The sequence below is a fragment of the Streptomyces sp. NPDC003011 genome (assembly GCF_053591515.1).
Window position 1 is genome coordinate 49,455 of the sequence record NZ_JBSFTY010000020.1, and the last position, 25,494, is coordinate 74,948.

The following is a 25,494-nucleotide window of genomic DNA, read 5'->3' on the forward strand; positions in this document are numbered from 1 at the left end:
GCCCGCGCCCGCGGGCCGGGCCGCCGTACGGGGGCGACGGCCGGGACATCGTGGCGGAGCACGGCCGGGACCTCGCGGCGGAGCCGGGACACCGCGTCCTTCGGTGGCCCGGCCCGCCCCGCGGCTACTCCGTCGCCGTCGGCCGCCGCGAGGCCGCCATCGCCTCGTCGACGTTCCTCAGCGGGCGCAGCCGGTAGCTGTACGTGTAGTCACGGTCGGCGAAGAGCTTGAACTCGTCGTGGGTGTGCGCGCCCCAGCTGTTGTCGCCGCCGACGCCCATCTGCCGGTGGTTCACGCGCAGGACGATCTCGTCGCGCGGGGTGAGCTGGTAGTCGTGGCGGGCCCCGACCGACAGGTCCTCCGGTGTGAAGTGCGAGGCGTTGATCTCGATGAGGGGCTCCCCGCTGACCAGCAGTCCGGCGCCGTCACGGCCGGTCAGCGCGGCCCAGCGGACGTCGGTCTTGTTGCCGTTCTCCTGCGGGCGGATGTAGGAGGTCCACTGCCCGGAGACGGTCCCGGAGTACACGCCGACGTCGGTGCCGGTGTTGCGGTCCCAGTAGTTCTCCTCCGGACCCCGCCCGTAGTAGTGCAACCGCTCCAGCCGGCCCGGCAGGAACAGCATGCTGCCGACCTCCGGGATGTACGGCAGGCTCGACGCGCCCGGGTGCAGGGTGTGGTCGACCTTGATCTCCCCGTTGCCGAAGACCGTGTAGGTCGTGGCGTACGTCGACGCGACCGTCGTCGGCAGGGTGCAGCCGACCTTGATCTCGACGGCCTTGTCGCTCAGGGCGCGCACGCTCACCCCGGCCGTCTCGCGGTGCGCGCCCGCGTCGCGCCAGGTCTGGTTGCGGGTGCGCTGGCCGTTGCCGTGGTCGTTGTCGGTGGGCGCGCGCCAGAAGTTCGGCACGGGTCCGGAGGTGATCAGCGGGGCGCCGCGGACCTCGTAGGAGGTGATGGTCCCGCTGCTCTTGTCGACGGTGACGGTGAAGTCCGCGCCCGTCACCCTGACTTCGTCGTCCGCGTCGGTGTGGCGCAGGGCGGGCACGCTGTTCAGCGGTGCCGGTGTCACGGCGGGGCCGCCCGCGTCGAGGGCGAGTTGCTGCCGGGCCACCTCGAAGCCGGGCTTGGCCCAGGGGGCGGACTCCTTGGTGGTGAAGGACAGTTCTAGGAAGTACTCGGTGCCGGGCGCCGGGTCGGCCGGCGGTCGCACCGGCACGGTGATGTCCTTGGCGGACAGCGGGGGCACGTCGAGCTGGGCTCTGCTCAGCCGGCCGCTTCGGATGGTCCTGCCGTCGGCGACCAGGGCCCAGCGCCCGTCGAACTCGCGCAGGTTGGTGAACAGGTACTCGTTGGTGAGGGTGACCGCTCCGGCGGCGCCGCCCGCGACCGGGGCCACGCCGATCGCCTGGTGGACCCGCTTGACCTCGGCCGCCTTGCCGGTGTGGCCGCGGTCGGCGGTGACGATGCCGTCGGCGACGAAGTTGCCGTCGTTGGGGTTGTCGCCCCAGTCGCCGCCGTACGCGAGGAACGTCTTCTCCTTCGGGCGCTTCTCGGTGACGCCGACGGTGGCCGCGTCGAACCAGAAGCGCACCCCCTCGTCACCGGGTCCGCGCCCGTCAGAGGCCAGTTCGGCGGCGCTCAGCGCGCGGGCGTAGACCCGGGCCCGCCGGATGGTGCCGCTGAACTCGCGGGTGATGTTGTCCACGTCGGTGGCGAGCGCGAGGGGCGCGGTGTTGCTGCCGGGCCGCCGGGTGGTGGTGCGGGTGGCCCGGATCTCGCCGTCCACGTGGAGGGTGAGCGTGCCCGCGTCCGCGTCGAAGACGCCGGCGATGTGGTGTTCGGTGCCGGTCCAGTCGTCCGGCAGGGCCCAGGTGGCGGTGACCCACTGGCCGCCGCCGTGGATGAAGAACTCCAGGTTCCGGCCGGACTGCTTGAGCGCGTACTGGGTGTCGCCCTTGGCGATGACCGGCTGGTGATAACCCGTCACGTGCGGGGTGACCCAGGCCTCCAGGGTCAGCGAGCCGGTGAGGTCGAGACGCGCGTCGCGGGCGAAGACCGTACCGCCGAAGACACCCTTGCCCCGGTCGAACGAACCGCTGGGGGCGAGGAGTTCACCGCGCAGCCCGCCCGGACCGGTCTCGGCGAACAGCGTGCGCGCCGGGGTCGGCCAGCTCAGGGACTGGTCGACGAAGTCCCAGATCCAGCCGCCCTGGAGGACGTCGTGGCGGCGGACGATGTCCCAGTACTTCTTGAAGTTGCCGTTCGAGTTCCCCATCGCGTGCGAGTACTCGATCATCACGTACGGCCGCGTGTCGGTGGTGTCCTTCGCGCGGGCCTCCACGCGCGCGGGGCTCTCGTACATCTCCGAGCGGATGTCGCTGATCGTGGGCCGGTCGTCGCCCTCGTACTGGATGACGCGGGTCGGGTCGTAGGAGCGGATCCAGTCGCGCATGGCGACGAACGTGCTGCCGCCGCCCGCCTCGTTGCCCAGCGACCAGATGACCACGCAGGCGTGGTTCTTGTCGCGGTGGACCATGTTCTGCGCACGGGCCACGCACGCCTCGGTCCAGTCGGCGTGGTCGCCCGGGTACTCGTTCCGGATGCCGTGCGTCTCCAGGTTGGTCTCGTCGACGAGGTACAGGCCGTACTCGTCGGCGAGTTCGTACCACAGCGGATTGTCGGGGTAGTGCGAGGTGCGGACGCTGTTCATGTTCAGGCGCTTGATGATCGTGATGTCCTCGACCATGTCCGCGCGGGTCAGCGCGGTGCCCCGGTCCGGGTGCATCTCGTGCCGGTTGGTGCCGCGGAAGGAGACGGGCTTGCCGTTGATCCGCATCAGCCCGTCCTTCAGCGCGAACTCGCGCAGACCGACCCGGTGCGAGAGCGTCTCGATCACCTTGCCGGCCGGATCGCGCAGCCGCAGGACCGCGGTGTAGAGGTTCGGGTGCTCGGCCGACCACAGCCGCGGCGCGGGCACGGCTCTCGCCGCCTGTACGGTCGTCTCCTCGCCGTCACCGAGGGCCACGGCCTGGCGCAGGGGCCGGGACCACACCGGGTGCCCCTGGCCGTCGTAGAGCTGGGTCTCGACGGTGTACGAGCCCTTCCCGCCGCCGCCGTAGTCCCGCACGCTCGCGGTGACCGACAGGGCGGCGGCCGTGCAGTCGTCGCTCAGCGGGGTGTCCAGCTTGAAGTCGCGCAGGTGCACGGCCGGGGTGGAGTACAGGTAGACCGAGCGGAAGATGCCGCTCAGCCGGATCATGTCCTGGTCCTCCAGCCAGTCCCCGTCGGAGTACCGGTACACCTCGACCGCGATCTGGTTGGTGCCCGGCCTGAGGTACTCGGTGATGTCGTACTCGGCGGGGCTGAAGGAGTCCTCGTGGTAGCCCGCCAACTCCCCGTTGATCCACACGTAGTGGGCGGACTTCACGCCCTCGAAGTGCAGGAACGTGCGGCGCCCGGCCCAGTCGCGCGGCACCGTGAACGTACGGCGGTACTGGCCGACCGGGTTGTAGCGGGTCGGCGCGGCCGGCGGCTGCGGCTCCTCGCCGAGGCCGTTGGGGCCCCAGTAGGGGTAGGTGATGTTGACGTAGACCGGGAAGTCGTAGCCGTGCAGCTGCCAGACGGAGGGGACGGGAATCGTGTCCCAGCCGCGGTCGTCGACGTCGGTGCGGTGGAAGTCGGCGTCGCGGTCGTCGGGGCGGTCGGCGTAGGCGAACTTCCACGTGCCGTCGAGGCTGAGGCGGTACGGCGAGCGGGTGCGGTCGGCGGCCAGTGCCTGTCTGACGTCCTGGTACGGCATGAGGGTGGTGTGCGGCGGTTCGGTGCCCAGCCGGAAGACGGCGATGGTGCCGTTCCACTCCGGCGGGCCGTCCGGCGTCGCACGCCGGCCGGCGGCGTGCGCCGGGGCGGGCGCCCCCGACAGGGCGAGCGCGCCGAGCACGGCGGCGCCCGACTCCAGCAGACGGCGGCGGCTGACGAGCGGTCGGTCGTCGTGGGGCACGTGCGGGTGCGGCATGGCGGTGGCCTTCCTCGGTGCGACGGTGGGGGGTGCGCGTAGTGAGGGTGCGTCAGCCAGGGAACCGTAGAACTCGCACACAACCGAAGCAACGATCCTGTCGGACTTTGTGCGGTCCTGTTGAGCCACCGGGGGATGCGGGCCCCACGCCACCGGTGAGGGATGTGACCCAGAACACAAAGAGAACGGTGCCGTTTCGATAGCACGGAGGCTACTCTGAGGCCATCCAAGTGAACGAAACAGTTTCGTTCATAGAGGGGTGGTTCCCGTGCACGCTCTCATGTCCCGGCAGACGGCGTCCACCGCCCCTCGCCCCGCAGCGCCGCGCCCCGGCACGACCGCCGTACTGATCGTCCACGACCAGGCACTGCAGCGTCTCGGCCTGCGCATGCTCCTGGCGGCCCAGCCCGATCTGGAAGTCGTCGGCGAAACGGCGGGCGGCGCCGAGGCGATCCGGCTGAGCGCCCGGCTCCGCCCGGATGTCGTGCTGCTGGACAGCGCCACGGCCGGCCCGGACGCCATCGAGACCCTCCGGCGTCTCGCCCGGCCCGACACTCTCCCCCAGCCCCTCGTCTCCGCCCCGCCGGGAGAGCACCGCCCGCGCGTGCTCGTCCTGAGCCCGGCCGGCCACGACGAGTACACCTGTGCCGCCCTGCGCGCCGGAGCCGGCGGACTCCTCCTCAAGGACGCCACCCCCGACGAACTGACCGCGGCCATCCGCACCGTGGCCGCCGGAGACGCCGTCGTCTCCCCCGGCCTGACCCGGGCGCTCATCGACGCGGTCCGCCGGGAGCGCCCCTTGGGCACCGCCGCACCGGAAGACCGGCTCGCCGCCCTCACCGGGCGGGAGCGTGACGTGCTCACCGCCGTGGCCTCCGGCGCGTCCAACGCCGAGATCGCCGGGCTGCTGCGCATCGCCCCGACCACGGTCAAGTCCCACGTCAGCAGCATCTTCACCAAGATCGGCGCCCGCGCCCGTGTGCAGGCGGTGGTCTTCGCCTACGAGTCGGGCCTGGTCCGGCCCCACGACAGGGCCCCCGCCACCGCCGCGTGAGCAGCCGGGCACAGGGGAGTCGCCGCCGCCCGGCCGCCGCGTCCCTCATGGGCGTCAAGGCTTGGCAATGGTTTTCATATGGATGGGCACGTGCGGGTTTCTGACATCCGTTTCCATCTAGCGTGAGGGCGCGCCCGGCTCGCACCGGGCCGATCCCCTCTCCCGGAACACCCCTGTTCCCCCCTGCCGTGGAGGCACCATGCCCACGTCCTCGTCCCGAAGCCTGGCCCTGATAGCGGGTGCCTCCCTGGCCCTCCTGGCGGGCTGTGGCGACTCGTCGGACTCCGGCAGCGGTGGGAGCGGCGCGCAGAGCCCGGTCTCCGCGTCCGCGATCCCCGTCGTCGCCTCGACGAACGTCTACGGTGACATCGTCCGCCGGATAGGCGGCGGGAAGGCCGACGTCACCGCGATCATCAGCGACCCCGACCAGGACCCGCACTCCTACGAGGCCGACACCCAGAACCAGCTGGCGCTGTCCAAGGCGAAGATCGTGATCGAGAACGGCGGCGGCTACGACGACTTCGTCGACCGCATGCTCAGGAGCAGCGGCTCCTCCGCCGAGGTGATCAACGCCGTCAAGGTCTCCGGCAAGGCCGCCCCCAAGGGCGGCGAGCTCAACGAGCACGTCTGGTACGACTTCCCGACCGTCGCCAAGGTCGCCGACCGCATCGCCGCCGCCCTGGGCGAGGCCGACCCCGCCGACGCGGCCGCCTTCACCGAGAACGCCGCGTCCTTCAAGGCGAGGCTGAGGCCGCTGGAGGCGAAGGAGGCCGCGATCAGGAAGGACCACGGCGGTGACGGGGTGGCCATCACCGAGCCCGTGCCGCTGTACATGCTCGACGCGGCCGGCCTGGTGAACAGGACGCCCGCGCGGTTCAGCGAGGCCATCGAGGAGGGCGACGACGTCTCCCCGCAGGTTCTGCGGGCCACGCTGGCCGTGTTCGCCGGCAAGGAGGTCGAGGCGCTGGTCTTCAACGAGCAGACCTCCGGCCCGCAGACGGAGAAGTCCGAGGCCGCGGCCAAGGCGGCCGGAATCCCCGTCGTACCCGTGACCGAGACCCTGCCGCGGGGCAAGGACTACCTCGGCTGGATGACCGACAACGTCGACGCGCTCGCCCGCGCGCTGGACACGTGAGGCGGCTGGGCAGGGCACCCCTGCCTCCCGCCCGCGGCGGCGACGCCGAGGCCGACGCGGTGATCAGGCTGCGCGGGGCCGCCGTGTCCTACGGCGAGCGCGTGGTGTGGCGCGGCCTCGATCTCGGGGTACGGCCCGGTGAGTTCCTGGCCGTGCTCGGGCCGAACGGGTCGGGCAAGACCAGTTTCGTCCGGGCCCTGCTGGGCCGGCAGCCGCTGTCCGCCGGGACACTGACCGTCCTCGGGCGACCGCCCCGCGAGGCCGCCCGGCACCTCGGGTACGTCCCCCAGCAGGCGGAAGTGCCCGCGCAGGCGATGCTGCGGGCCCGCGATCTCGTGCGCTTCGGGATCGACGGGCACCGCTTCGGCCCGCGGCCGCGCACGGGTGCCGTGCGTCGCCGGGTGGACGACATCCTGGAGTCGGTCGGGGCGTCCGGGTACGCCGACGTCCCCCTCGGCCTGCTGTCCGGGGGCGAGCGGCAGCGCGTGCGCATCGGGCAGGCCCTGGCGACCGACCCGCGCGTCCTGCTGTGCGACGAGCCGCTGCTCTCGCTCGACCTGAACCACCAGCGGGCCGTCACCGGACTGGTGGACGCCCGGCGCCGTTCCCACGGCACGGCCGTGGTCTTCGTGACCCACGAGATCAACCCGGTGCTCGGCCTGGTGGACCGGGTCCTCTACCTGGCCCCGGGCGGTCACCGCGTCGGGACGCCGCAGGAGGTCCTGACCTCCGCGTCGCTGTCCCGCCTGTACGGCACGCGGGTCGAGGTCGTCCGCGTGCACGGCCGTGTCGTGGTCGTCGGCACCCCGGACGGACCGCTCGCCCCACCGACCCACACCCATCACACCGAGGAAGTCGGACCATGACGCTCGCCGACGGGATCTGGCGGCAGATCTTCAGTTTCGACCACTACGGCGAACTCCTGGCGCTGGTCCGCAACTCCCTCGTCGCCGGTGCCGCGCTCGGGCTCGTCGGCGGGCTGGCCGGGGTCTTCGTCCTCATGCGCGACCTGCCGTTCGCGGTACACGGCATCAGCGAACTGTCCTTCGCGGGCGCGTCGGCGGCACTGCTGCTGGACGTGAACATCGTGGCGGGCTCGATCGTCGGCTCGCTCCTCGCGGCCGGCACGATCGGCGTCCTGGGCGCCCGGGCCCGCGACCGCAACTCGGTGATCGGCATCATCATGCCGTTCGGCCTCGGACTGGGCGTGCTCTTCCTCGCCCTCTACAAGGGGCGGGCGGCCAACAAGTTCGGCCTGCTCACGGGCCAGATCGTCGCCGTCGACACCCCGCAGACGACCTGGCTGCTCAGTACGTCCGCGCTGGTCGTGGTCGCCCTGGCGGTGATGTGGCGGCCCCTGTCGTTCGCCAGCGCCGACCCGGACGTGGCCGAGGCCCGCGGGGTGCCGGTGCGGGCGCTGTCCTTCGCGTTCATGCTCGTGCTCGGGCTCGCGGTCGCCCTGTCGGTGCAGATCGTCGGCGCGCTGCTGGTCCTCACCCTCGTGGTGACCCCCGCCGCGGCCGCCTCCCGCGTCACCGCGTCGCCGGTGCTGCTGCCCGTGCTCAGCGTGGCCTTCGCCGTGGTCTCCATCGAGGGCGGCATCCTGCTCGCCCTGGGCGGCTCCATCCCGATCAGCCCCTATGTCACGACGATCTCGTTCACCGTCTACGCCGTCTGCCGGCTGGCCGGCGGCCACCGCGCCCGGCGTCGGGGAGCCCGGCGGACGGCACCGCGGCCCGCCTGACCGTGCGCCGTCCGCGACACCGGGGAGGGCGCCGGCGCACCTTCGGGTGCGCGCTTGCCCGCGCCTTCGCCGGGCCGTCCGTGCGGCCGCCGGGCCGGTGCCCGGCGGCCGTGCGGGGAGGTCACATCCCGGTGGCGTCCACCACGGTTCCGAGGTCCACGAAGGTGAAGCCGGTCGCCGTCCGCGTGCCGCCCTCCCCGTCCGGTACCGCGGGCGTCTCCTGGCCGTCCTGGACGACGAGCAGGCCGCGCGGGTAGCGGGTGCCCAGCGGGGCGTTCAGGACGGCGGCGCCGTCGCACTCCTCCACGCTGTCGAGGGTGTCCGTCGCGGCGCCGATCCGGAAGCCGCCCTCGTACTCGTTGTCCTCGCTCACCTCGCGGTCGTACAGGGCGAAGGTGTCGTCGCCCTGGCTGGAGGCGAGCAGGTAGCCGTCGCCGTCCCGCTCCTGGAAGAGGGTCAGGCCCTCGACGTCGGCCGACAGGTGTTCGCCGCCGTAGCCGGGGTCGGCGCCGGGTGCGCACTCCTCGCTCTCCTCGTCGTAGGTGCCGGGGACGCCGTATTCCCTGACCTTGTCCACCAGCACCGGCTTGCCGGTGAGGTCGGCGCGCAGCCGCCAGATGCCGATGTCCTCCTGGCCGGCGTAGAGCGTGCCGGTGGCCGGGTCGACGACCATGCCCTCGACCTGGGGGAGTTCACCGGGCTCCAGGCAGGGACTCCACGACGTGCCGTCGGGCAGACGGAAGGAGGACGGCAGGCTGAGGGTGCGGACCTCGCGGTAGCCGACCGTGCCGTTGGCGGCCGGGACGAGTTCGAGCAGCGCGAGCCGGGTGCGTTCGCGTTGGCTGACCAGGGCGTAGGTGCGTCCGGTGGCCTTGTCCTTCCAGGTGGCCAGGCCGTACGCGGTGCGCTGGTCGTTGATCTCGCTCTGGTCGGCGGAGAAGACCGGGGCGGCGGCCGGGTCGGTGATGTCCCGCAGCGGGCCGCCCCGCTGCGACGGGTCGACGCGGTAGATCCGCAGACGGTCGTTGCCGCGGTCGCTCACCACCGCCACGTCGGCCCGGCCGTCCGACGTGCGCACGCCGGAGAGGAGGTCGACGTTGTTGTAGCGGCCCGGGGCGTCGTCCTCGGCCGGCGGCTTCGGGGCGGACAGCGACTGCACGAGGCGGGCGTCCAGGTCGTAGACCCGCAGCCCGCCCTCCTTGGCGGTGGCGACGACCAGGCTGCGTGCGGGGTCGGCGGGGTTGCGCCAGATCGCCGGGTCGTCGGCGTCGGAGTTGCCGCCGGCCTCGTCGTCGTGGAGGGCGGCGGTCTCCCCGGTGGCGGTGACCACCGGCAGGTCGGCCGCCCCCGCCGGAATCGCCGCGAGGAGAGTGGTCAGCACGGTGCCCGAGGCGAGAAGTACGGCGCTTCGCGCGGTGCGGGGCGTTCTCACAGGTGCTTCCTTACCGTCGAGGATGTCGAGGACATGCCGATGGTGCGGGGGAAAGCTTGCCGAGAGAAGACCGGGATCTGTCATTCCGTCATGGGGAGCGGGGCCGTACGTCAGGTGGAGTTGGCCCGGACGTGGCCCGGACGTGCACCTCGGCGGGCGTGCCGGGCGAGCGTACGGGAAGGCGGGCGTCCCCGTCCCGGCCACCGACTCGCGGTCCCTGTCACGTGACTCGTCCCGCGCCGGGTCACGTGACGTGTCGGGCGAACGCCTCGTACGCCCGCTCGTCGAAGAGGACGAATCTGACCTCCCGGACCGCCGTCGGCGTCGCCCGCACCGTCTCCACCGCGATCCGGGCGGCGTCGTCCAGCGGCCAGCCGTAGATCCCGGCGGAGACGGCCGGGAAGGCGACCGTGCGGGCGCCCAGCTCGTCGGCGACCCGCAGCGATGCGCGGTAGCAGGACGCCAGCAGCTCCGACCGGTCCTCCTGCAGGCTGTGGCGCGGGCCCACGGTGTGGATCACCCAGCGGGCGTCCAGGTCACCCGCGGTCGTCGCGACGGCCTGTCCGGTCGGCAGGCCCTTGCCGAGGTGCGCGGCCCGGAGTCTGCGGCAGTCCGCCAGGATCGCGGGACCGCCGCGGCGGTGGATGGCGCCGTCGACGCCGCCTCCGCCGAGCAGCGAGGAGTTGGCCGCGTTGACGATCGCGTCGGCGCTCTGCCGGGTGATGTCGCCCTGGACGAGGCTGAGGGTGGTCACGTCTGCCGCAGCCTCCTCCACACGGCCTTCGCCGCGTTGTGTCCCGACATGCCGTGCACTCCGGGACCGGGCGGGGTGGCCGACGAGCAGATGAACACCGCCGGGTGCGGGGTGCCGTACGGGGACAGGGACAGTTTGGGACGCAGCAGCATCTGGAGTCCGGAGACCGCCCCGGAGGCGATGTCCCCGCCGACGTAGTTGGCGTTGCGGGCGGCGAGTTCGGGCGGTCCCGCGGTCGCGCGGGCCAGGACGCGGTCGCGGAAGCCCGGGGCGAAGCGCTCCAGCTGGCGTTCGAGGGCGTCGGTGAGGTCTCCGGTCCAGCCGCTGGGGACATGGCCGTACGCCCAGAAGACGTGCCGGCCGGCCGGTGCCCGGGTGGGGTCGACCACGCTGGGCTGCACGGTGATCATGAACGGTCGGTCGGGGGCGCGGCCCTCCCGGGACGCCGCGCGCAGGGCGGCGCCGATCTCGGCACTGTCGGCACCGATCTGCACGGTGGTGGCCCGGTGTGCCTCCGGCGCGGTCCACGGCACGGGGCCGTCCAGCGCGTAGTCGACCTTGAAGACGCCGGGGCCGTACCGGTAGCCCGCGTAGTAGGTGCCGAAGCCGGCGATGCGGGCCAGGGCGGTGGGCGAGGTGTCGAAGACGTACGCGCGGGCCGGCGGGAGGTCGTCGAGCCGCTTGACCTCGTAATCGGTGTGGACGGTGCCGCCGAGATCCTTGAGGTAGGCGGTGAGCGCGTCGGAGAGGGACTGGGAGCCGCCGCGGGCCACGGGCCAGCCGCGGGCGTGCGCGGCGAGGGCGAAGACCAGGCCGACGGCACCGGTGGCGAAGCCGCCGAGGGGGGCCATGACGTGCGCGACGAGACCGGCGAACAGGGTCCTGGCCCGCTCCTCGCGGAAGCGGCGCATCAGCCAGCCGGCCGGGGGCAGGCCGACGAGGCCGAAGCGGGCGAGGGTGACCGGGTCGCGGGGCAGCGCGGTGAGCGGCAGGGACATGAAGTCCCGGGCCAGGGTGTCCCACTTGGGCAGGAACGGCTCGACCAGCCTGCGGTAGGTGCCCGCGTCGCGCGGCCCGAAGGAGGCGGCCGTCTCGCCGACCGACCGTGCCAGGACGGCGGCGGTGCCGTCGGTGAAGGGGTGCGCCATGGGCAGGTCGGCGTGCAGCCACTGAAGGCCGTACCGGTCCAGGGGCATCGCGCGGAACGCGGGCGAGTTGATGCCGAGCGGGTGGGCCGCCGAGCACGGGTCGTGCCGGAAGCCGGGGAGGGTGAGCTCCTCGGTGCGGGCTCCCCCGCCGACGGTGTCCCGGGCCTCGAAGACGGCCACGGAGAAGCCGCGGCGGGCCAGCTCCACGGCAGCGGTCAGTCCGTTCGGTCCCGCACCCACCACGACCGCATCGAGCATCGACGGCACCTTCGGACTCCTTCGTCAGCCGATGGCCTGTGAGGATCAGGATAGGACGCGGTGCCGGCAGCGCCGGGCCGCGGGGCGTCTGCCGGGAGCTACTGCGTCCTCAGCAGCCCCACCACCCGGCGGGCCGTGGCCGCGTCGCGGGCCGCGGTGAAGGGGAGGGTGTTGTGGCCGGTGATGCGGAACGGCTCGCCCGCGCGGGTCAGGTGGGCGCCGCCCGCCTCCTCCACCAGGAGCAGACCGGCCGCGTGGTCCCAGGCCGCTTCCCAGGAGAACGCCGTGGCGTCCGACTCGCCCCGGGCGACGGCCAGGTACTCCAGGCCGGCCGAGCCGCAGGCGCGGGGGGCCACTCCCTCGGTCCACAGGCCCAGCAGCGCCTGCTTCTGGTCGTCGGTGGTGTAGTCCGGGTGCGAGGTGGCGACGCGCAGGTCACGGCCCGGCTCCGGGGGGCCGGGGCGCAGTCGTTCGCCGTCGAGGAACGCGCCCTGTCCGCGGACGGCCGTGGCCATCCGGTCCAGGGCCGGGGCGTACGTCCACGAGGCGAGGAGGACGCCGCTCTGCGCGAGCGCGACCAGGGTGCAGAATCCGGGGTCTCCGTGCACGAACTGCCGTGTCCCGTCGACGGGATCGACGATCCAGACCGGGGTGTCGCCCTGGAGTGCCTCGTACGACGCCGGGTTGGCGTGCACCGCTTCCTCGCCGACGACGACCGAGCCGGGCAGCAGGGCGCCGAGCGCCTCGGTGAGGTACAGCTCGGCATTGCGGTCGGCGTCCGTGACCAGGTCGTGCGGGCCGGCCTTCTGGTCGACCTCGTGCGCGGCGAGCCGGCGGAAGCGCGGCATGATCTCGGCCGCGGCCGCCTCGCGGATGGTCTCCTGCACGTCGGCGCAGTGGCGGGCGAGAAACTCGTCGATGGTTTCCGTGTGTTCGATCATGACTCCATGAGAGCACGCGCCTCTGACAATCCCCACCCGCCCGGTGCACCGGGGATGGAAACCCCGTGAACAACGGGGGCACGGAGGCGCCGGCCGACGCGTCCGGGGCCGGGCGCCCGACGCGGGCCGGGTCGGCGCCCGACCGGGTTTCGAGGTCAGCGCTCGACCGCGTGCGCAGTCAGCGCCCGACCGCGTGCGCAGTCAGCGCCCGGCCGCGTACCCCTGCATGCCCCGCGGGTTCGCGGCCGCCGAGAGGATTCCCGTCCGCGGGTCCCGGGCGACCGCGCACAGCCGGCCCTCCGACCAGGCCTCGCCCACGGTCACGTCGTGTCCGCGCCGTCGCAGCTCGGCGACGACGGCCGGGTCCGTCCGTGCCTCCACGGTGACGCTGCCGGGCCGCATGCCGCGCGGGTAGAAGGAGCCGGGGAAGCTGTCGTTGTGCCAGTTCGGGGCGTCGATCGCGCCCTGGAGGTCGAGCCCGCCGCGGACCCGGGCGCGCAGCGCGACCGCGAGGAAGAAGTGCAGCTGCCACTGGTCCTGCTGGTCCCCGCCGGGGGTCCCGAACGCCATCACCGGCACGCCGTCCCGCAGCGCGACCGAGGGGGTGAGGGTGGTGCGGGGGCGGCGGCCCGGGGTGAGGGAGTTCGGCAGGCCGTCCTCCAGCCAGGTCATCTGCAGCCGGGTCCCGAGCGGGAAGCCGAGTTCGGGCACGACGGGGTTGGACTGCAGCCAGCCGCCGCTGGGAGTGGCGGCGACCATGTTGCCCCAGCGGTCGACGACATCGAGGTGACAGGTGTCCCCCCGGGTGCGGCCGTCGGCGCCGACCTGGGGCCCGGCGCCACGGGTGCGCCCGTCGGCGCCGCCCTCGGGTTCGCCCGGCACCGGGGACGTGGGGTGCTTGGCGACGGTGGGCTCACCGACGCCCGGGGCGGCTGGGCCCCGTTCGTCCGGGCCCCGCCCGCCGGAAGCCGCCACGCGCGCGTGGGCGGACAGACGCGGGACGCGCCCGCCGGGACTGCCGGGCCGCAGGTCGCGGGAGGCCCGGTCACCGACGAGCTGCCGTCGCCCCGCGTTGTACGCGTCGGACAGCAGCGCGTCGAGCGGCACCTCGGCCGCGTCCCCGTACCAGGCCTCCCGGTCGGCCATGGCGAGCTTGCAGCCCTCGATCAGCAGATGGACGTAGTCGGCGGAGCCGTACTCGGGCAGCTCGGGCGGGAGCAGGGCGAGCTGCTGGAGGAGAACCGGGCCCTGGCTCCAGGGTCCGGCCTTGCACACGGTCCAGCCGTTCCAGTCGTAGGTCGCCGGTGCCTCGTACGTCGCGGACCAGCCGGCGAGATCCTCTGCGGTGAGGGTGCCGGTGTGGCGGGCGCCGCTGGTGTCCAGGGTGGGCCGCCGGGCCTGCCGGATGAGTGCCTCGGCCACGAACCCGGTGCGCCACACCTGGCGCGCGGCCTCGATCTGCGCCTCCCGGTCCCCCGCTGCGGCGACCTCGTCGAGGAGCCGCCGCCAGGTGGCGGCGAGGGCGGGGTTGCGGAACAGTTCCCCGGGCCGGGGCGCCTGTCCGCCGGGCAGGTACACGTCCGCGGACGTCGTCCACTCGGTCGCGAACAGGTCCCGCACCGTCTCGACGGTCGCGCCGACGCTCTCCACGGGCGCGTGCCCGTGCTCGGCGTACCCGATGGCGTACGTGAGGACGTCGGCGAGGGACTTGGTGCCGTGGTCCCGCAGCAGGAGCATCCAGGCGTCGAAGGCGCCGGGTACGGCGGCGGCGAGCGGCCCGGTCCCGGGGACGAGGTCCAGACCGAGCCCCCGGTAGTGCGCCACCGTCGCCCCGGCCGGCGCGACGCCCTGCCCGCACAGCACACGGACCGGCCCGCCCGCCGGCGCGAGCAGGATCGGCACCTCACCGGCGGGCCCGTTGAGGTGCGGCTCGACGACGTGCAGCACGAAGGCGCCCGCGACGGCCGCGTCGTACGCGTTGCCGCCGTTCTCCAGCACGGCCATCGCCGACTGGGAGGCCAGCCAGTGCGTGGACGACACCATGCCGAAGGTGCCCTGGAGGGTGGGGCGGGTGGTGAACATTCGGGCTCTCACCTCGCTGTTGACGCGTGCCGGCCGTCGGATCCGCGCTCAGGACCGGGCCTGGGCGGAATCCGCGGAGTTCGGGCCGGCCGGAGTTCCCCTGCGACCGCTCCCCCGGCAGGCTATCGATCGCCCCACGCCTGTTCCGCCCCGCCTCCGGGATGTCCGCGAACCGGTTGAGCGGGTCCGTGCCGGGCAGGGCCCCGCCGTGCGTACGCGGGACGGGCGAAGCCGCACCGCGCCCGTGAGCAGGCGGGCCGCGGGGCGGGGCGGTGGTGCACAGGGGCGGGAGCCGGGTCAGCCGCCGCGTGCCGTCACCAGCCCGGACTCATAGGCGAACACCACCAGTTGGGCCCGGTCCCGCGCCCCGAGCTTGGTCATCGCACGGCTCACATGGGTCTTCGCCGTGAACGGGCTGATGACCATGTGGGCGGCGATCTCCTCGTTGGTGAGGCCGCGGGCGGCCAGGGCGGTGACCTCGCGTTCGCGTCGGGTGAGGTGTTCCAGACCGGGGGCGGTGGCCCGGTCCGGGGGCCGGGAGACGAACTCGCCGATCAGGGCGCGGGTGACCGACGGGGACAGCAGGGCCTCGCCGCGGGCGACCACCTCGATGGCCTGGAGCAGGTCGGCGGGTTCGGTGTCCTTCAGCAGGAAGCCGCTCGCGCCCGCCCGCAGCGCCTCGAAGACGTACTCGTCGAGACCGTAGTTGGTGACGATCACCACGCGGACGGCGGACAGGGCCGGGTCGGCGGCGATCCGGCGGGTCGCCTCGATGCCCGTCATCACCGGCATCTGGACGTCGATCAGCGCGATGTCGGGCCGGTGGGCGCGCACCAGGGCCACGCCCTGGGCGCCGTCCACCGCCTCGCCGACCACCTCGATGCCGTCCTCGGACTCCAGCAGGGCCCGGAAGCCCGCACGCATCAGCGCCTGGTCGTCGACGAGGGCCACCCTGATCATCGGGCGGCCGCCAGGGGCAGTTCGGCCCGCACGCGGAAGCCGCCCTCCGGCCGCGGGGCGGTGTGCAGCGTGCCGCCGAGGGCCGTGACGCGTTCCCGCATGCCGGTGAGGCCGGTGCCCGGTGCCGGCGGGCGGGCCGGGTCGGCCGTCCCGTCGTCGTCCACCCGTATCGTCAACCCGTGCTCCCCGTACTCCAGTCGGACGTGCACCTTCGCCGGTCCCGCGTGCCGTGCGGCGTTGGTGAGGGCTTCCTGGACGATGCGGTAGACGGCCCGGTCGAGGGCGGCCGGCAGCGGGCGTTCGTCCCCGCTCACCGTCAGCTCGACCGCGAGTCCCGCCGCCCGGGCGCGCTCCACGAGCAGCGCGGGCGTGCCGACGGGGTCGTCGGTGCGCAGCACTCCCAGGGTGGCGCGCAGTTCGCGCATCGCCTCGCCGCCCGCCTCCTGGATGGCGAGCAGCGCGGGCGGCACCTCCTCGCCCCGTTTGCGGGCCAGGTGCACGGCGACGCCCGCCTGGAGCTTGACGATCGAGATGCTGTGCGTGAGCGAGTCGTGCAACTCCCGGGCGATGCGCAGGCGTTCCTCGCCGGCGCGGCGCAGGGCCACCTCCTCCCGGGTGCGTTCGGCCTCCAGGGCGCGCTGCTCCGTCTGGCGCAGATACGCCTGCCAGTTGCGGTCGGCGAGGCCCGTCACCACCGCGCACAGGAACCAGCCCGCGAGCAGCGCGGCCCTCTCAACCACCTCCTGGGCCGTCGGGCCGGTCACGGCGTACGCCACCAGACAGACGGCGCTCGCCAGGGCCGCCCACCGCCGGTGTCCCACGCGGGCGGCCGTGTGCACGGCGCTGAGGACGGGCAGGGCGGCGAGCGGTCCCGGGTGCGCGTGCAGGACGTAGGCGCTGCCGGCCACCGTGGCCACGGCCAGGACCGGCAGCGGCGCCGTGCGGTAGCACGCCAGGGCGGCCGAACTCAGCCCGATCAGCGCGTAGTCGACGGCCGTGGTGTCGCCGTCGAAGGCGGCCGTGGTCACGACGAGGGCGCCGACGACGGCCGCGAGGGCCGCGTCGGCGAGCCGCCTTCGCGTGACGGAGTCGACCACGTGTCCGCTCATGTCCGCACAGTAGCTCTCCGCGCCGGCACCGGCGTCAGACCTGTGGACAACTCCCCGACTACTCCCGGCGCAGTAGTGCGCACCCCAGGACCGGCCCGTCGGCGCAGCGCCCACTGTCTTCGGCCGTACGACGACCGCGGGCCACCGGGAGGCGCACGCTGCTGCCATGCCCACACCTTTCCGCTACACCGAACCCCTGCCGCCCAAAGCGGCCACCGGTCGCGTCGCCGCGGTGTACGAGCAGATCGCCCGCGACTTCGGCATCGCCGAACCGGTCACCTTCGTGGTCCTGTCCTCGGCGCCCGGACTTCTGGCTCCCGCCTGGGCGTTGATGCGCGAGTCGCTCATCGCCGGCCCCGGCAGCCGCACCGGGAAGGAGCTGGCCGCGTACGGGGTGTCACGCGCCAACCAGTGCCCGTTCTGCGTGGACGCGCACACCGTCCTGCTGCACGCCACCGGCGACCACGCCCTGGCCGAGCGCCTGGCCCGCGGGCAGCGACCGGAGAACGCGGACCACGCGCGTGTGCTCGACTGGGGAGAGCACACGCGCGTGCCCGGCGGCGCCCTGGAGCCGTATCCGTTCCCGCGCGAGCACGCCCCCGGCTACCTGGGCACCGCGCTCGCCTTCCACTTCATCAACCGGATCGTGTCCGCGCTGCTCACCGAGCAGATGCTGCCGTTCAACGCCCAGCGGCTCAGGCCGGTCCGCAGCCTCGCGGGCCGCTCGCTCGCCCGGACCGTACGCCGCCCCGCCCTGCCCGGCGAGGGCCTCGCGCTGCTCGACCACCCCGATCCCGGCGAAGCACCCGCGTGGGCGGGCGACACGCCCGTCGGACCCGCGTACGCGGCGCTGCTCAGGGCGGCCATGGAGGGCTCCGGTCTCCTCGACGCCGACGACCAGGCCCTGGTGGAGGAGACCCTGTGGGACTGGGACGGAACGCATCCGCCGCTCGCCCTGGGCGGCTTCCCGGACCGGCGGGAACGTCCCGGCGCCCGGCTCGCGCTGCTGGCCGCCCTCGCGCCGTACCGGATCACCGACGAGGACGTGGCGGCCTGGCGGCGGCCGGAGCACACCGACCACTGTCTGGTGCGCCTGGTGGCCTACGGGGCGTTCACGGCCGTGGACCGCATCGAGTCGGCGCTGCACCGCCCCATCACCCGGACATAAGGGCACACATGGCGCGCCGGCCGTGAGGCACAGTCACCGCACAGCCACGGAGCGAGTTGACGCTTCCACCGCACAGGGAGTCGTGTGACACTGGCGTCCCGTCCGCAGTGCGGACCCGCTCCGCACCTCCCCACGAAATGTGCGCCGTGCGTTCTTCTCTTCCCCTGCCGCTCGCTCTCACCGCACGCCTGTCCCCCGTCGTCGTGCTCGCCGTGGCGGGCTGGGCACTGGCCTCCGGGCCGTTCGCCGCGGAACCGGCCGCCGCGCCCAAGGCGGAGCAGAAGACCGGGAACCAGTCCCCCTCCGCCCCGGCGACGTCGGCGGCGTCGAAGGAGTACGCCGCCGCGCCCGCGCCGTGCGCCGCCGTGTCCAAGAAGACGGTCACGTCATTGGTGCCGGGCGCCGAGCCGGCCGGCAAGGAGATCCCGTCGACGGACGCGAAGCTGCGCCGCACCTGCTCCTGGAACGCGCTGAAGGGGTACGACTACCGCTGGCTGGACGTCTCCTACGAGATCATGGAGTCCGACGAAGCGGCGGAGAGGTCCTACCAGGGGACGGTCGAGCAGAGGAGCGGCGGCGGGGACGTACCCGGTGTCGGCGACGCGGGGTACTCCGTCGTGAACCTCACCACCGAGGAGAAGCAGCAGACCCGCGAGGGCGTGGTGCTGATCCGCGCGTCGAACGCGCTGGTGACCGTCACGTACAACGGCAGCGACTTCGAGTCCAGGAAGGCGCCCGGTACGGACGAGATCAATCAGGGCGCCATCAAGGCCGCCAAGGAGGCGGTCGCCGCGCTGGAGGACGGCCGGCAGAGCTGACCGTCCTCTCCGCGACAGCCGACGGCAGGCAGCCGAGGGCAGACAGCCGGCGGCTCAGGCCTCCAGGCGGTCCCGTCCCCGTACCAGCATCAGCACCACGTACAGCACCATCGAGGTGCCCAGGCCCACCGCCCAGCCGTAGTCGGCGAGCGGTTCCAGCGCCGGAACGGGCCGCCCGTCGATCAGCGGCTTGAAGCTCGCGCCGCCGACGGCGAGGACACCGCCGGCCACGAAGGCGGCCACGGCCCGCCAGTTCCAGCCGCCCTCGTACCAGTAACGGCCGCCCGTGCGGTACAGGTCGGTCAGGTCGAGCTTGCCGCGGCGCAGGATCCAGTAGTCGGCGATGAGGATGCCGGCGACCGTGCCGAGCAGACCGCCGACCAGGCCGAGCCAGGTGAAGATGTAGCCCTGCGGGTCGGAGTACAGCTTCCAGGGGAAGATCAGCACGCCCAGTACGCAGGTGACGAGGGCGCCGGTGCGGAAACTGATCTTCCGGGGCGCGATGTTGGAGAAGTCGAAGGCCGGCGAGACCAGGTTGGCCGCGACGTTCACGGACAGGGTCGCCACCAGCACGGTGACCAGCGCGAACAGCAGGCCCACGACGTTGTCCGTCTTCGCGGCGAGCTGTACCGGGTCCCAGATCGTCTCGCCGTAGACGGCCTGCGAGCCGGAGGTCACCATCACCGACAGCAGCGCGAAGAGCGTCATGGTGGTGGGAAGTCCGAGCGCCTGGCCCCACGTCTGCGCCTTCTGGCTCTTGCCGTACCGGGTGAAGTCCGGGATGTTCAGCGACAGGGTGGACCAGAAACCGATCATGCCCATGAGGGACGGCCAGAACAGCTTCCAGAAGTCGGCGCCCCAGCCCAGCTTGGAGGGCTGGTCGAGCAACGGGCCGAAACCGCCGGCCTTGTCGCTCATCCAGATCAGCATCACCACCGCGCCGACGAGGACGAAGGGCGCCGCCCAGTTCTCGAAGCGGCGGATCGTCTCCATGCCCCGGTAGATGATGGCGACCTGGATCGCCCAGAAGATCGCGAACGACAGCCACATGGTCCAGGGGTGGCCGCCGATCGTCCCGACGTCGCTCCAGCCGTTGCCGATCAGCTTCCCGGCGAGGAAGAAGATCGCCTCGCCGCCGATCCAGGTCTGGATGCCGAACCAGCCGCAGGCCACCAACGCCCGTACCACGGCGGGCAGGTTGGCCCCGCGGATGCCGAAGGAGGCGCGGGCGAACACCGGGAAGGGGATGCCGTACTTCGGTCCCGCGTGCCCGGTGAGCAGCATCGGGACCAGCACGATCACGTTGGCCAGGGCGATGGTGAACACCGCCTGCTTCCAGTCCATGCCGACGGCGATCAGACCGGAGGCCAGCGTCCAGGAGGCCGTGTTGTGGGCCATGCCGATCCACAGCGCGGAGAAGTTGTACGTGGTCCAGGTGCGCTTCTCCACCGGAACCGGGAGCAGGTCCTCGTTGGCGTAGGCGCCGCTCGGGGCGGGAGCGCCCGGGGCGAGCTCCACCCGGCCGTCGGGGAGGGTGACTTGGGCTGACGGCGGTATGGCCGTGGGAGCGGTGTCGGTCATGGGCAGGCCAATCAAGTGAGGTGGGTCCGGAAAGGCCGTGCGGGCTCCGGTCCCCTCCCCCGGGCGAGGGGGAGGGGAGAACAGGAGTGGGGGGAGGGGGAGGTGAGCGGGTTCTGCGAGGGTGCCGGCGCGGTCGTCAGCCGTTGACGGCCGGGATCACCTTCGCGCCGTAGGCGTCGATGGTGGCTTCCCGCGCGTCGTGCATGTCGTAGACGGCGAACTGGTCCACGCCCAGCTCACGCAGCGCGTTCAGCTTCTCGATGTGTTTCTCGACCGGCCCGATCAGGCAGAACCGGTCGACGATCTCGTCGGGCACGAAGGCGGTGTCGGGGTTGTCGGCGCGCCCGTGATGGGAGTAGTCGTAGCCCTCGCGGGCCTTGATGTAGTCGGTGAGGTCGTCGGGGACGGCGGCGGAGTGCTCGCCGTACTTGGAGACCAGGTCGGCGACGTGGTTGCCGACCATGCCGCCGAACCAGCGGCACTGCTCGCGCGCGTGGGCGAGCGCCTCGGGCGAGTCGTCCTCGGTGACGTAGGCGGGGGCGGCGACGCAGATCGTCACCTCGGACGGGTCGCGTCCGGCGGCGACGGCCGCGTCCTTCACGGCCTTGACCATGTACTCGGTCAGGTAGAGGTCGGCGAGCTGGAGGATGAACCCGTCGGCCTCCTCGCCGGTCATCTTCAGCGCCTTGGGCCCGTAGGCGGCCATCCAGACGGGGAGTTCGGCGTCCGGCTTGATCCACGGGAACCTGATCGCCGTACCGCCGAGGTCGGCCTCGTCGCCGCGGCCCAGCGCCCGGATGACCTTCATGGCCTCGCTGATGCGGGCCAGGGTGTTGGGCTTGCGGCCGGCGACGCGCATCGCGGAGTCGCCGCGGCCGATGCCGCAGACGGTGCGGTTGCCGAACATGTCGTTGAGGGTGGCGAAGGTGGAGGCGGTGACCTCCCAGGTGCGGGTGCCCGGGTTGGTGACCATCGGGCCGACCGTCAGCCTGGTCGTGTTCGACAGGATCTGGCTGTAGATCACGAACGGCTCCTGCCACAGCACGGCGGAGTCGAACGTCCAGCCGTACGTGAAGCCGTTGCGCTCGGCCCGCTGCATCAGGCTGATGACCTTCGAGGCCGGCGGGTCGGTCTGCAGGACGAGTCCGAAGTCCATGGGCGCCACTCCTAGGTGAGGTACTGACAGGTGGAGCGGGGGATGTACGCACCGTGTCCGGCGTGCCCGGTGTACTCCCGCTCGGTGATGACGAGTTCGCCGCGCGAGAGGACCGTCTCGACGCGGCCGGTGACGCGCTTGCCCTCGTACGCCGAGTAGTCGACGTTCATGTGGTGCGTGTCGACGGACATGACCTGCTCGGCGTGCGGGTCGTAGATCACCACGTCGGCGTCGGCGCCCGGCGCGATGGTGCCCTTCTTCGGGTACATGCCGAACATGCGGGCCGGGGTCGCGCAGGCGATCTCGATCCAGCGGCGGCGCGAGATGTGCCCGTCGACGACGGCCTGGTGCAGCAGGTCCATGCGGTTCTCGACGCCCGGCAGCCCGTTGGGGATCTTGGAGAAGTCGCCCCGGCCGAGCTCCTTCTGGCCCACGAAGCAGAAGGGGCAGTGGTCGGTGGAGACGACCTGGAGGTCGTTGGTGCGCAGGCCCCGCCACAGGGCCGCCTGGTGTTCGCGCGGCCTGAGCGGAGTACTGCACACGTACTTCGCGCCCTCGAAGTCCGGCTCCGCGAGATTGTCCGTCGACAGGAACAGGTACTGCGGGCAGGTCTCGCCGAAGACGTTCAGCCCCTCGTCGCGCGCCCTGGCCAGCTCGGCGACCGCCTGGGTCGCCGACACGTGCACGACGTAGAGCGGGGCGCCCGCGACCTGCGCGAGCTTGATCGCGCGGTGGGTGGCCTCGGCTTCGAGCAGCGCCTTGCGCACCTCCCCGTGGTAGCGGGGGTCGGTCTCACCGCGGGCCAGCGCCTGTTCCACCAGGACGTCGATCGCGATGCCGTTCTCCGCGTGCATCATGATCAGGCCGCCGTTCTCGGCGGAGCGCTGCATGGCGCGCAGGATCTGGCCGTCGTCGCTGTAGAAGACACCCGGGTAGGCCATGAACTGCTTGAAGGACGTCACGCCCTCCTCGACCAGCAGGTCCATCTCCTTGAGGGTGTCCTGGTTGACGTCGGAGACGATCATGTGGAAGCCGTAGTCGACGGCGCAGTTGCCCGCGGCCTTGGCGTGCCAGGCGTCCAGGCCCTCACGCAGGGTGTGGCCGACGCTCTGCACGGCGAAGTCGACGATGGTCGTCGTGCCGCCCCAGGCGGCGGCCCGGGTGCCGGTCTCGAAGGTGTCGGAGGCGAAGGTGCCGCCGAACGGCAGCTCCATGTGGGTGTGGACGTCGACACCGCCCGGGATGACGTACTTCCCGGTGGCGTCGATGGTCCGCCCGGCCGTCCATGCCTCGGCGGCCGGGGTGCCGGAGGCGGCGAGGGCGGCGATGCGGCCGTCCTCGATCAGGACGTCGGCGTGGATCTCGTCGGACGCGGTGATGACGAGGCCACCGCGGATGACGGTACGGCTGCTCATACGTGCACGCTCCGCTGTGTCGTGGTCGGGAAGTGCGGGTCGTCGGTGGCTGGTCCGGCAGCTCCCCGCGCCCCGTCCAGGAGCGCGGGGAGGGGGCCCCGGGCCGTCAGGGAGCGGTCAGCGGGGTGTACGCCTCGGGGCGGCGGTCCCGGTAGAACTGCCAGCGGTCGCGGACCTCGCGCAGCTTGGCCAGGTCCAGGTCGCGCACGACCAGTTCGGTCTCCTTGTCGCCGGCCACCTCGCCGACGAACTGGGCCTCCGGGTCGACGAAGTACGACGTCCCGTAGAAGTCGTTGTCGCCCAGTTCCTCGACGCCCACCCGGTTGATCGCGCCGACGAAGTACTCGTTGGCGACGGCCGCCGCCGGCTGCTCCAGCTGCCAGAGGTAGCCGGACAGGCCGCGCGAGGTCGCCGACGGGTTGAAGACGATCTCGGCACCCGCCAGGCCCAGCGCCCGCCAGCCCTCGGGGAAGTGGCGGTCGTAGCAGATGTAGACGCCGATCCTGCCGACGGCCGTCTCGAAGACCGGCCAGCCCAGGTTGCCCGGACGGAAGTAGAACTTCTCCCAGAAGCCGGGCACCTGCGGGATGTGGTGCTTGCGGTACTTGCCGAGGTACGAGCCGTCCGCGTCGATCACGGCGGCCGTGTTGTAGAGGACGCCGGGCTGCTCCTCCTCGTACATCGGCAGGACCAGGACGAGGCCCAGTTCCGCGGCGAGCGCCTGGAAGCGCTGCACGATCGGGCCGCCCGGGACCTGCTCGGCGTACTCGTAGAACGCCTTGTCCTGGACCTGGCAGAAGTAGGGCCCGTAGAACAGCTCCTGGAAGCACAGGACCTGGGCGCCCTGCGCGGCCGCGTCGCGGGCCGCCTGTTCGTGCACCTGGATCATCGACTCCTTGTCGCCGGTCCAGGCGGTCTGGAAGAGGGCGGCGCGAATCACTCGGCTCATCGGGACCTCCGGTCGCTCGGTGTGCGAGGAGCCTAAGAAGTCCGCAGAGCCGGTTTGAGGTGCACGGTGTCACGCCTGGGGGCCTGTGGCGTGCCACCGTGTCACCCTGCCGTGAGCCCATGTTTCACCGCCGTTCTCCCAGGTCGTCGTCTGTTTCCCCGCTGTTTCGCGGCGGCCGGTTCAACCTTGTTGCGCGTCGTGCGCGAGGAGCGCGATGTGCACCGAGGCGGCCTGCTCGAAGTCGTCGAGATCCACGCCGAGCCGGGCCTGTATGGCCTCCAGCCGGCGGTACAGCGCCGGCCGGGAGACGTGGTGGAGCTGCGCGGTGCGGGACTTGTTGCGGCCGGTGGCGAGATAGGTGCGCAGGACGGCGAGCAGGTCCTCCCCCGCCGCGCACAGCAGCCCGTCCAGCTCGCGCTCCGCGAAGGACTGCACGTACGGGTCGTCCCGCAGCAGCCGGACCAGGCCGCGCAGATGGACGTCCTTGAGGCGGACGACCGCCGGGAGCTCCAGGACCGCCGAGGAGTCCGCGACGGCGTCGGCGACGTGCTGGGCCTCGCGCAGACCGGCGGGGACGTCGTCCCAGGCGGTGCGCGCGTCGGCGGCGGCGATCACGGTCCGGCCGGATGCGGAGCGCACCCGGGCCGCGAAGTTCGCCGTGAGCGCCGGGGCGTCCTGGTCCCGGGCCAGGCTCAGCAGCACGGCGGTGGCGCCGTCTGCGAGTTCGGCGACGATCCCGGACAGCCCCACCGTCCGCAGCACCCGGTCGAGCCCGGCCGGATCGCCGTCGCGTACCACCAGCGGGACGAAGGTGCGCCGGTTGACCGGCAGTCCGGCGGCGCGGGCCCGGGGCAGCAGCTGCCGGGCCGGGACGATCCCGCTGACCAGGTCGGTCAGCAGGCTCTGCGCGGACTGCTCCTCCCAGGTGTGCGCCGAGGTGCCGCCGAGCATGCGGTGCAGCACCAGCGACTCGGCGGCGCGGTCGGCGAGCAGCCGCCCGGTGGCGGTGTCGCCCCGGTACCCGCACAGCACGATCTGCCCCCACCGCTCCCCGCGCCCGGCGAGCTCGGCCCGGATCCAGCCGTCGCCCTCGCTGCCGCCGGCCTGCCGGGCGATGCGTTCCCAGTCGCGCAGCACGTCGTCCACGGCGGGCCGTTCCCCCGCCGTGGCGAGGACGCGGTGGGCGAGGTTGGTGACGACGACGGGGCAGCCGCTGTGCTGGGCGACCTCGTCGAGCAGGTGTTGCAGCGGGGCGCCCGCGGTGATGAGCCCGGTGAGCGCGGTCCGTACGGCCTCGGACAGGCTGACGGCCGCGAACTTCCGCCGGACCAGGCGCGCCTGGACCTCCTCCGTCAGCTCCGCGAAGGGGAAGGGCCGGTGCAGGACGACCATCGGCAGGCCGCACCGCTCGGCGGCCCGGCGCATCACGTCCGGCGGGGCGGGGAACGCCCGTCCCAGACCGAGCACGACGGCGGCGGCCTCCGCGCGGTGCAGGGACCGGATGTACTCGGCCTGCGCGCTCTCGTCACCGGCGAGCAGCACCCCCGTGGTGAGCACCATCTCGCCGCCGCTGAGCATCACTCCGACATCGGCGGCCTCGGCGACGTGCACCCAGCGCACGAGCCGGTCGAGCTGGCCCGCGCCGGCCACCACCTCGGGCTCCCCGGCGAGGACCCGTTCCAGGGTGAGGACCTGCCGGACCGACAGGGTCGGCTCCGCGGGCTGCCAGGTCTCCGAGGTGGTGGTCATGACGGTGCTTCCCTTGCTCGGACGGT

The 25,494-nt window shown here is 72.8% G+C and carries 19 protein-coding genes; 6 read left to right on the forward strand and 13 right to left on the reverse strand.

All coding sequences use genetic code 11. The features are described 5' to 3' along the window. Window positions 1-124: 124 nt before the first annotated feature. Complete coding sequence (locus ACWD0J_RS13140) at window positions 125-4,015, reverse strand: glycoside hydrolase family 2 TIM barrel-domain containing protein (protein ID WP_451495863.1); 3,891 nt, start codon at window positions 4,013-4,015, stop codon at window positions 125-127. Between the two features lie 280 nt (window positions 4,016-4,295). Between ACWD0J_RS13140 and ACWD0J_RS13145 the strand changes: the two genes are divergently transcribed. The 4 genes from ACWD0J_RS13145 (at window position 4,296) to ACWD0J_RS13160 (ending at window position 7,948) form a co-directional block, all read left to right on the forward strand. Next, window positions 4,296-5,069, forward strand: coding sequence for a LuxR C-terminal-related transcriptional regulator (locus ACWD0J_RS13145; protein ID WP_451495901.1), 774 nt, complete (start codon window positions 4,296-4,298; stop codon window positions 5,067-5,069). Between the two features lie 199 nt (window positions 5,070-5,268). Beyond that, on the forward strand, window positions 5,269-6,204 hold the full coding sequence (locus ACWD0J_RS13150) for a metal ABC transporter solute-binding protein, Zn/Mn family (RefSeq protein ID WP_451495864.1): 936 nt from the start codon (window positions 5,269-5,271) through the stop codon (window positions 6,202-6,204). Window positions 6,205-6,263: 59 nt separating this feature from the next. Then, complete coding sequence (locus tag ACWD0J_RS13155) at window positions 6,264-7,070, forward strand: metal ABC transporter ATP-binding protein (protein WP_451495902.1); 807 nt, start codon at window positions 6,264-6,266, stop codon at window positions 7,068-7,070. Continuing rightward, window positions 7,067-7,948: a metal ABC transporter permease gene (locus ACWD0J_RS13160; RefSeq protein WP_451495865.1), complete on the forward strand. Its 882-nt coding sequence runs from the start codon at window positions 7,067-7,069 to the stop codon at window positions 7,946-7,948. The genes ACWD0J_RS13155 and ACWD0J_RS13160 overlap by 4 nt, the downstream gene beginning before the upstream one ends. Before the next feature lie 121 nt (window positions 7,949-8,069). Here the strand turns inward: ACWD0J_RS13160 and ACWD0J_RS13165 are convergent, their stop codons facing one another. The 7 genes from ACWD0J_RS13165 to ACWD0J_RS13195 form a co-directional block, all read right to left on the reverse strand. Then, window positions 8,070-9,380 carry a phytase gene (locus ACWD0J_RS13165; protein ID WP_451495866.1) on the reverse strand — a complete coding sequence of 437 codons (1,311 nt, stop codon included), beginning with the start codon at window positions 9,378-9,380 and terminating at the stop codon, window positions 8,070-8,072. A gap of 244 nt (window positions 9,381-9,624) precedes the next feature. Further along, on the reverse strand, window positions 9,625-10,134 hold the full coding sequence (locus ACWD0J_RS13170) for an O-acetyl-ADP-ribose deacetylase (RefSeq protein WP_451495867.1): 510 nt from the start codon (window positions 10,132-10,134) through the stop codon (window positions 9,625-9,627). After that, the gene (locus ACWD0J_RS13175; protein ID WP_451495868.1) at window positions 10,131-11,540 is read right to left on the reverse strand and encodes a phytoene desaturase family protein; all 1,410 of its coding nucleotides are present in this window, start codon (window positions 11,538-11,540) and stop codon (window positions 10,131-10,133) included. Before ACWD0J_RS13175 ends, ACWD0J_RS13170 begins: the two co-directional genes overlap by 4 nt. 98 nt (window positions 11,541-11,638) lie before the next feature. Beyond that, window positions 11,639-12,481: an inositol monophosphatase family protein gene (locus ACWD0J_RS13180; protein ID WP_451495869.1), complete on the reverse strand. Its 843-nt coding sequence runs from the start codon at window positions 12,479-12,481 to the stop codon at window positions 11,639-11,641. 201 nt (window positions 12,482-12,682) lie between these two features. After that, window positions 12,683-14,563: a gamma-glutamyltransferase family protein gene (locus ACWD0J_RS13185; RefSeq protein WP_451495870.1), complete on the reverse strand. Its 1,881-nt coding sequence runs from the start codon at window positions 14,561-14,563 to the stop codon at window positions 12,683-12,685. A 297-nt stretch (window positions 14,564-14,860) separates the two neighbouring features. Continuing rightward, window positions 14,861-15,523 carry a response regulator gene (locus ACWD0J_RS13190; protein WP_451495871.1) on the reverse strand — a complete coding sequence of 221 codons (663 nt, stop codon included), beginning with the start codon at window positions 15,521-15,523 and terminating at the stop codon, window positions 14,861-14,863. Next, window positions 15,520-16,632 (reverse strand): sensor histidine kinase, encoded by a 1,113-nt coding sequence (locus ACWD0J_RS13195; RefSeq protein WP_451495872.1) that lies wholly within the window; start codon window positions 16,630-16,632, stop codon window positions 15,520-15,522. Before ACWD0J_RS13195 ends, ACWD0J_RS13190 begins: the two co-directional genes overlap by 4 nt. 166 nt (window positions 16,633-16,798) lie before the next feature. Between ACWD0J_RS13195 and ACWD0J_RS13200 the strand changes: the two genes are divergently transcribed. After that, complete coding sequence (locus tag ACWD0J_RS13200; protein ID WP_451495873.1) at window positions 16,799-17,800, forward strand: carboxymuconolactone decarboxylase family protein; 1,002 nt, start codon at window positions 16,799-16,801, stop codon at window positions 17,798-17,800. A 137-nt stretch (window positions 17,801-17,937) separates the two neighbouring features. Further along, complete coding sequence (locus ACWD0J_RS13205) at window positions 17,938-18,618, forward strand: hypothetical protein (RefSeq protein ID WP_451495874.1); 681 nt, start codon at window positions 17,938-17,940, stop codon at window positions 18,616-18,618. 54 nt (window positions 18,619-18,672) lie between these two features. On the opposite strand, the gene ACWD0J_RS13210 is transcribed toward ACWD0J_RS13205, so the two are convergent. The 5 genes from ACWD0J_RS13210 to ACWD0J_RS13230 all read right to left on the reverse strand — a co-directional run bounded on the left by ACWD0J_RS13210 (window position 18,673) and on the right by ACWD0J_RS13230 (window position 25,468). Beyond that, window positions 18,673-20,199: an NCS1 family nucleobase:cation symporter-1 gene (locus ACWD0J_RS13210; protein ID WP_451495875.1), complete on the reverse strand. Its 1,527-nt coding sequence runs from the start codon at window positions 20,197-20,199 to the stop codon at window positions 18,673-18,675. Window positions 20,200-20,335: 136 nt separating this feature from the next. After that, window positions 20,336-21,355, reverse strand: a complete 1,020-nt coding sequence (locus ACWD0J_RS13215) for a TIGR03842 family LLM class F420-dependent oxidoreductase (RefSeq protein WP_451495876.1) — start codon at window positions 21,353-21,355, stop codon at window positions 20,336-20,338. 11 nt (window positions 21,356-21,366) lie between these two features. Beyond that, a complete protein-coding gene (gene hydA, locus ACWD0J_RS13220) occupies window positions 21,367-22,770 on the reverse strand; it encodes a dihydropyrimidinase (RefSeq protein WP_451495877.1) in 1,404 nt (467 codons plus the stop codon). A gap of 106 nt (window positions 22,771-22,876) precedes the next feature. Beyond that, window positions 22,877-23,719 (reverse strand): nitrilase-related carbon-nitrogen hydrolase, encoded by an 843-nt coding sequence (locus ACWD0J_RS13225; protein WP_451495878.1) that lies wholly within the window; start codon window positions 23,717-23,719, stop codon window positions 22,877-22,879. Window positions 23,720-23,899: 180 nt separating this feature from the next. After that, the gene (locus ACWD0J_RS13230) at window positions 23,900-25,468 is read right to left on the reverse strand and encodes a PucR family transcriptional regulator (protein ID WP_451495879.1); all 1,569 of its coding nucleotides are present in this window, start codon (window positions 25,466-25,468) and stop codon (window positions 23,900-23,902) included. Window positions 25,469-25,494: the final 26 nt, after the last annotated feature.

Coding starts and splice junctions, on each gene's coding strand:
- ACWD0J_RS13205 (WP_451495874.1), top strand. CDS start 17,938: ATGTGCGCCGTGCGTTCTTCTCTTCCCCTGCCGCTCGCTCTCACCGCA.
- ACWD0J_RS13200 (WP_451495873.1), top strand. CDS start 16,799: ATGCCCACACCTTTCCGCTACACCGAACCCCTGCCGCCCAAAGCGGCC.
- ACWD0J_RS13145 (WP_451495901.1), top strand. CDS start 4,296: ATGTCCCGGCAGACGGCGTCCACCGCCCCTCGCCCCGCAGCGCCGCGC.
- ACWD0J_RS13190 (WP_451495871.1), bottom strand. CDS start 15,523: ATGATCAGGGTGGCCCTCGTCGACGACCAGGCGCTGATGCGTGCGGGC.
- ACWD0J_RS13175 (WP_451495868.1), bottom strand. CDS start 11,540: ATGCTCGATGCGGTCGTGGTGGGTGCGGGACCGAACGGACTGACCGCT.
- ACWD0J_RS13150 (WP_451495864.1), top strand. CDS start 5,269: ATGCCCACGTCCTCGTCCCGAAGCCTGGCCCTGATAGCGGGTGCCTCC.
- hydA (WP_451495877.1), bottom strand. CDS start 22,770: ATGAGCAGCCGTACCGTCATCCGCGGTGGCCTCGTCATCACCGCGTCC.
- ACWD0J_RS13185 (WP_451495870.1), bottom strand. CDS start 14,563: ATGTTCACCACCCGCCCCACCCTCCAGGGCACCTTCGGCATGGTGTCG.
- ACWD0J_RS13225 (WP_451495878.1), bottom strand. CDS start 23,719: ATGAGCCGAGTGATTCGCGCCGCCCTCTTCCAGACCGCCTGGACCGGC.
- ACWD0J_RS13210 (WP_451495875.1), bottom strand. CDS start 20,199: ATGACCGACACCGCTCCCACGGCCATACCGCCGTCAGCCCAAGTCACC.
- ACWD0J_RS13180 (WP_451495869.1), bottom strand. CDS start 12,481: ATGATCGAACACACGGAAACCATCGACGAGTTTCTCGCCCGCCACTGC.
- ACWD0J_RS13160 (WP_451495865.1), top strand. CDS start 7,067: ATGACGCTCGCCGACGGGATCTGGCGGCAGATCTTCAGTTTCGACCAC.
- ACWD0J_RS13230 (WP_451495879.1), bottom strand. CDS start 25,468: ATGACCACCACCTCGGAGACCTGGCAGCCCGCGGAGCCGACCCTGTCG.
- ACWD0J_RS13215 (WP_451495876.1), bottom strand. CDS start 21,355: ATGGACTTCGGACTCGTCCTGCAGACCGACCCGCCGGCCTCGAAGGTC.
- ACWD0J_RS13195 (WP_451495872.1), bottom strand. CDS start 16,632: ATGAGCGGACACGTGGTCGACTCCGTCACGCGAAGGCGGCTCGCCGAC.
- ACWD0J_RS13140 (WP_451495863.1), bottom strand. CDS start 4,015: ATGCCGCACCCGCACGTGCCCCACGACGACCGACCGCTCGTCAGCCGC.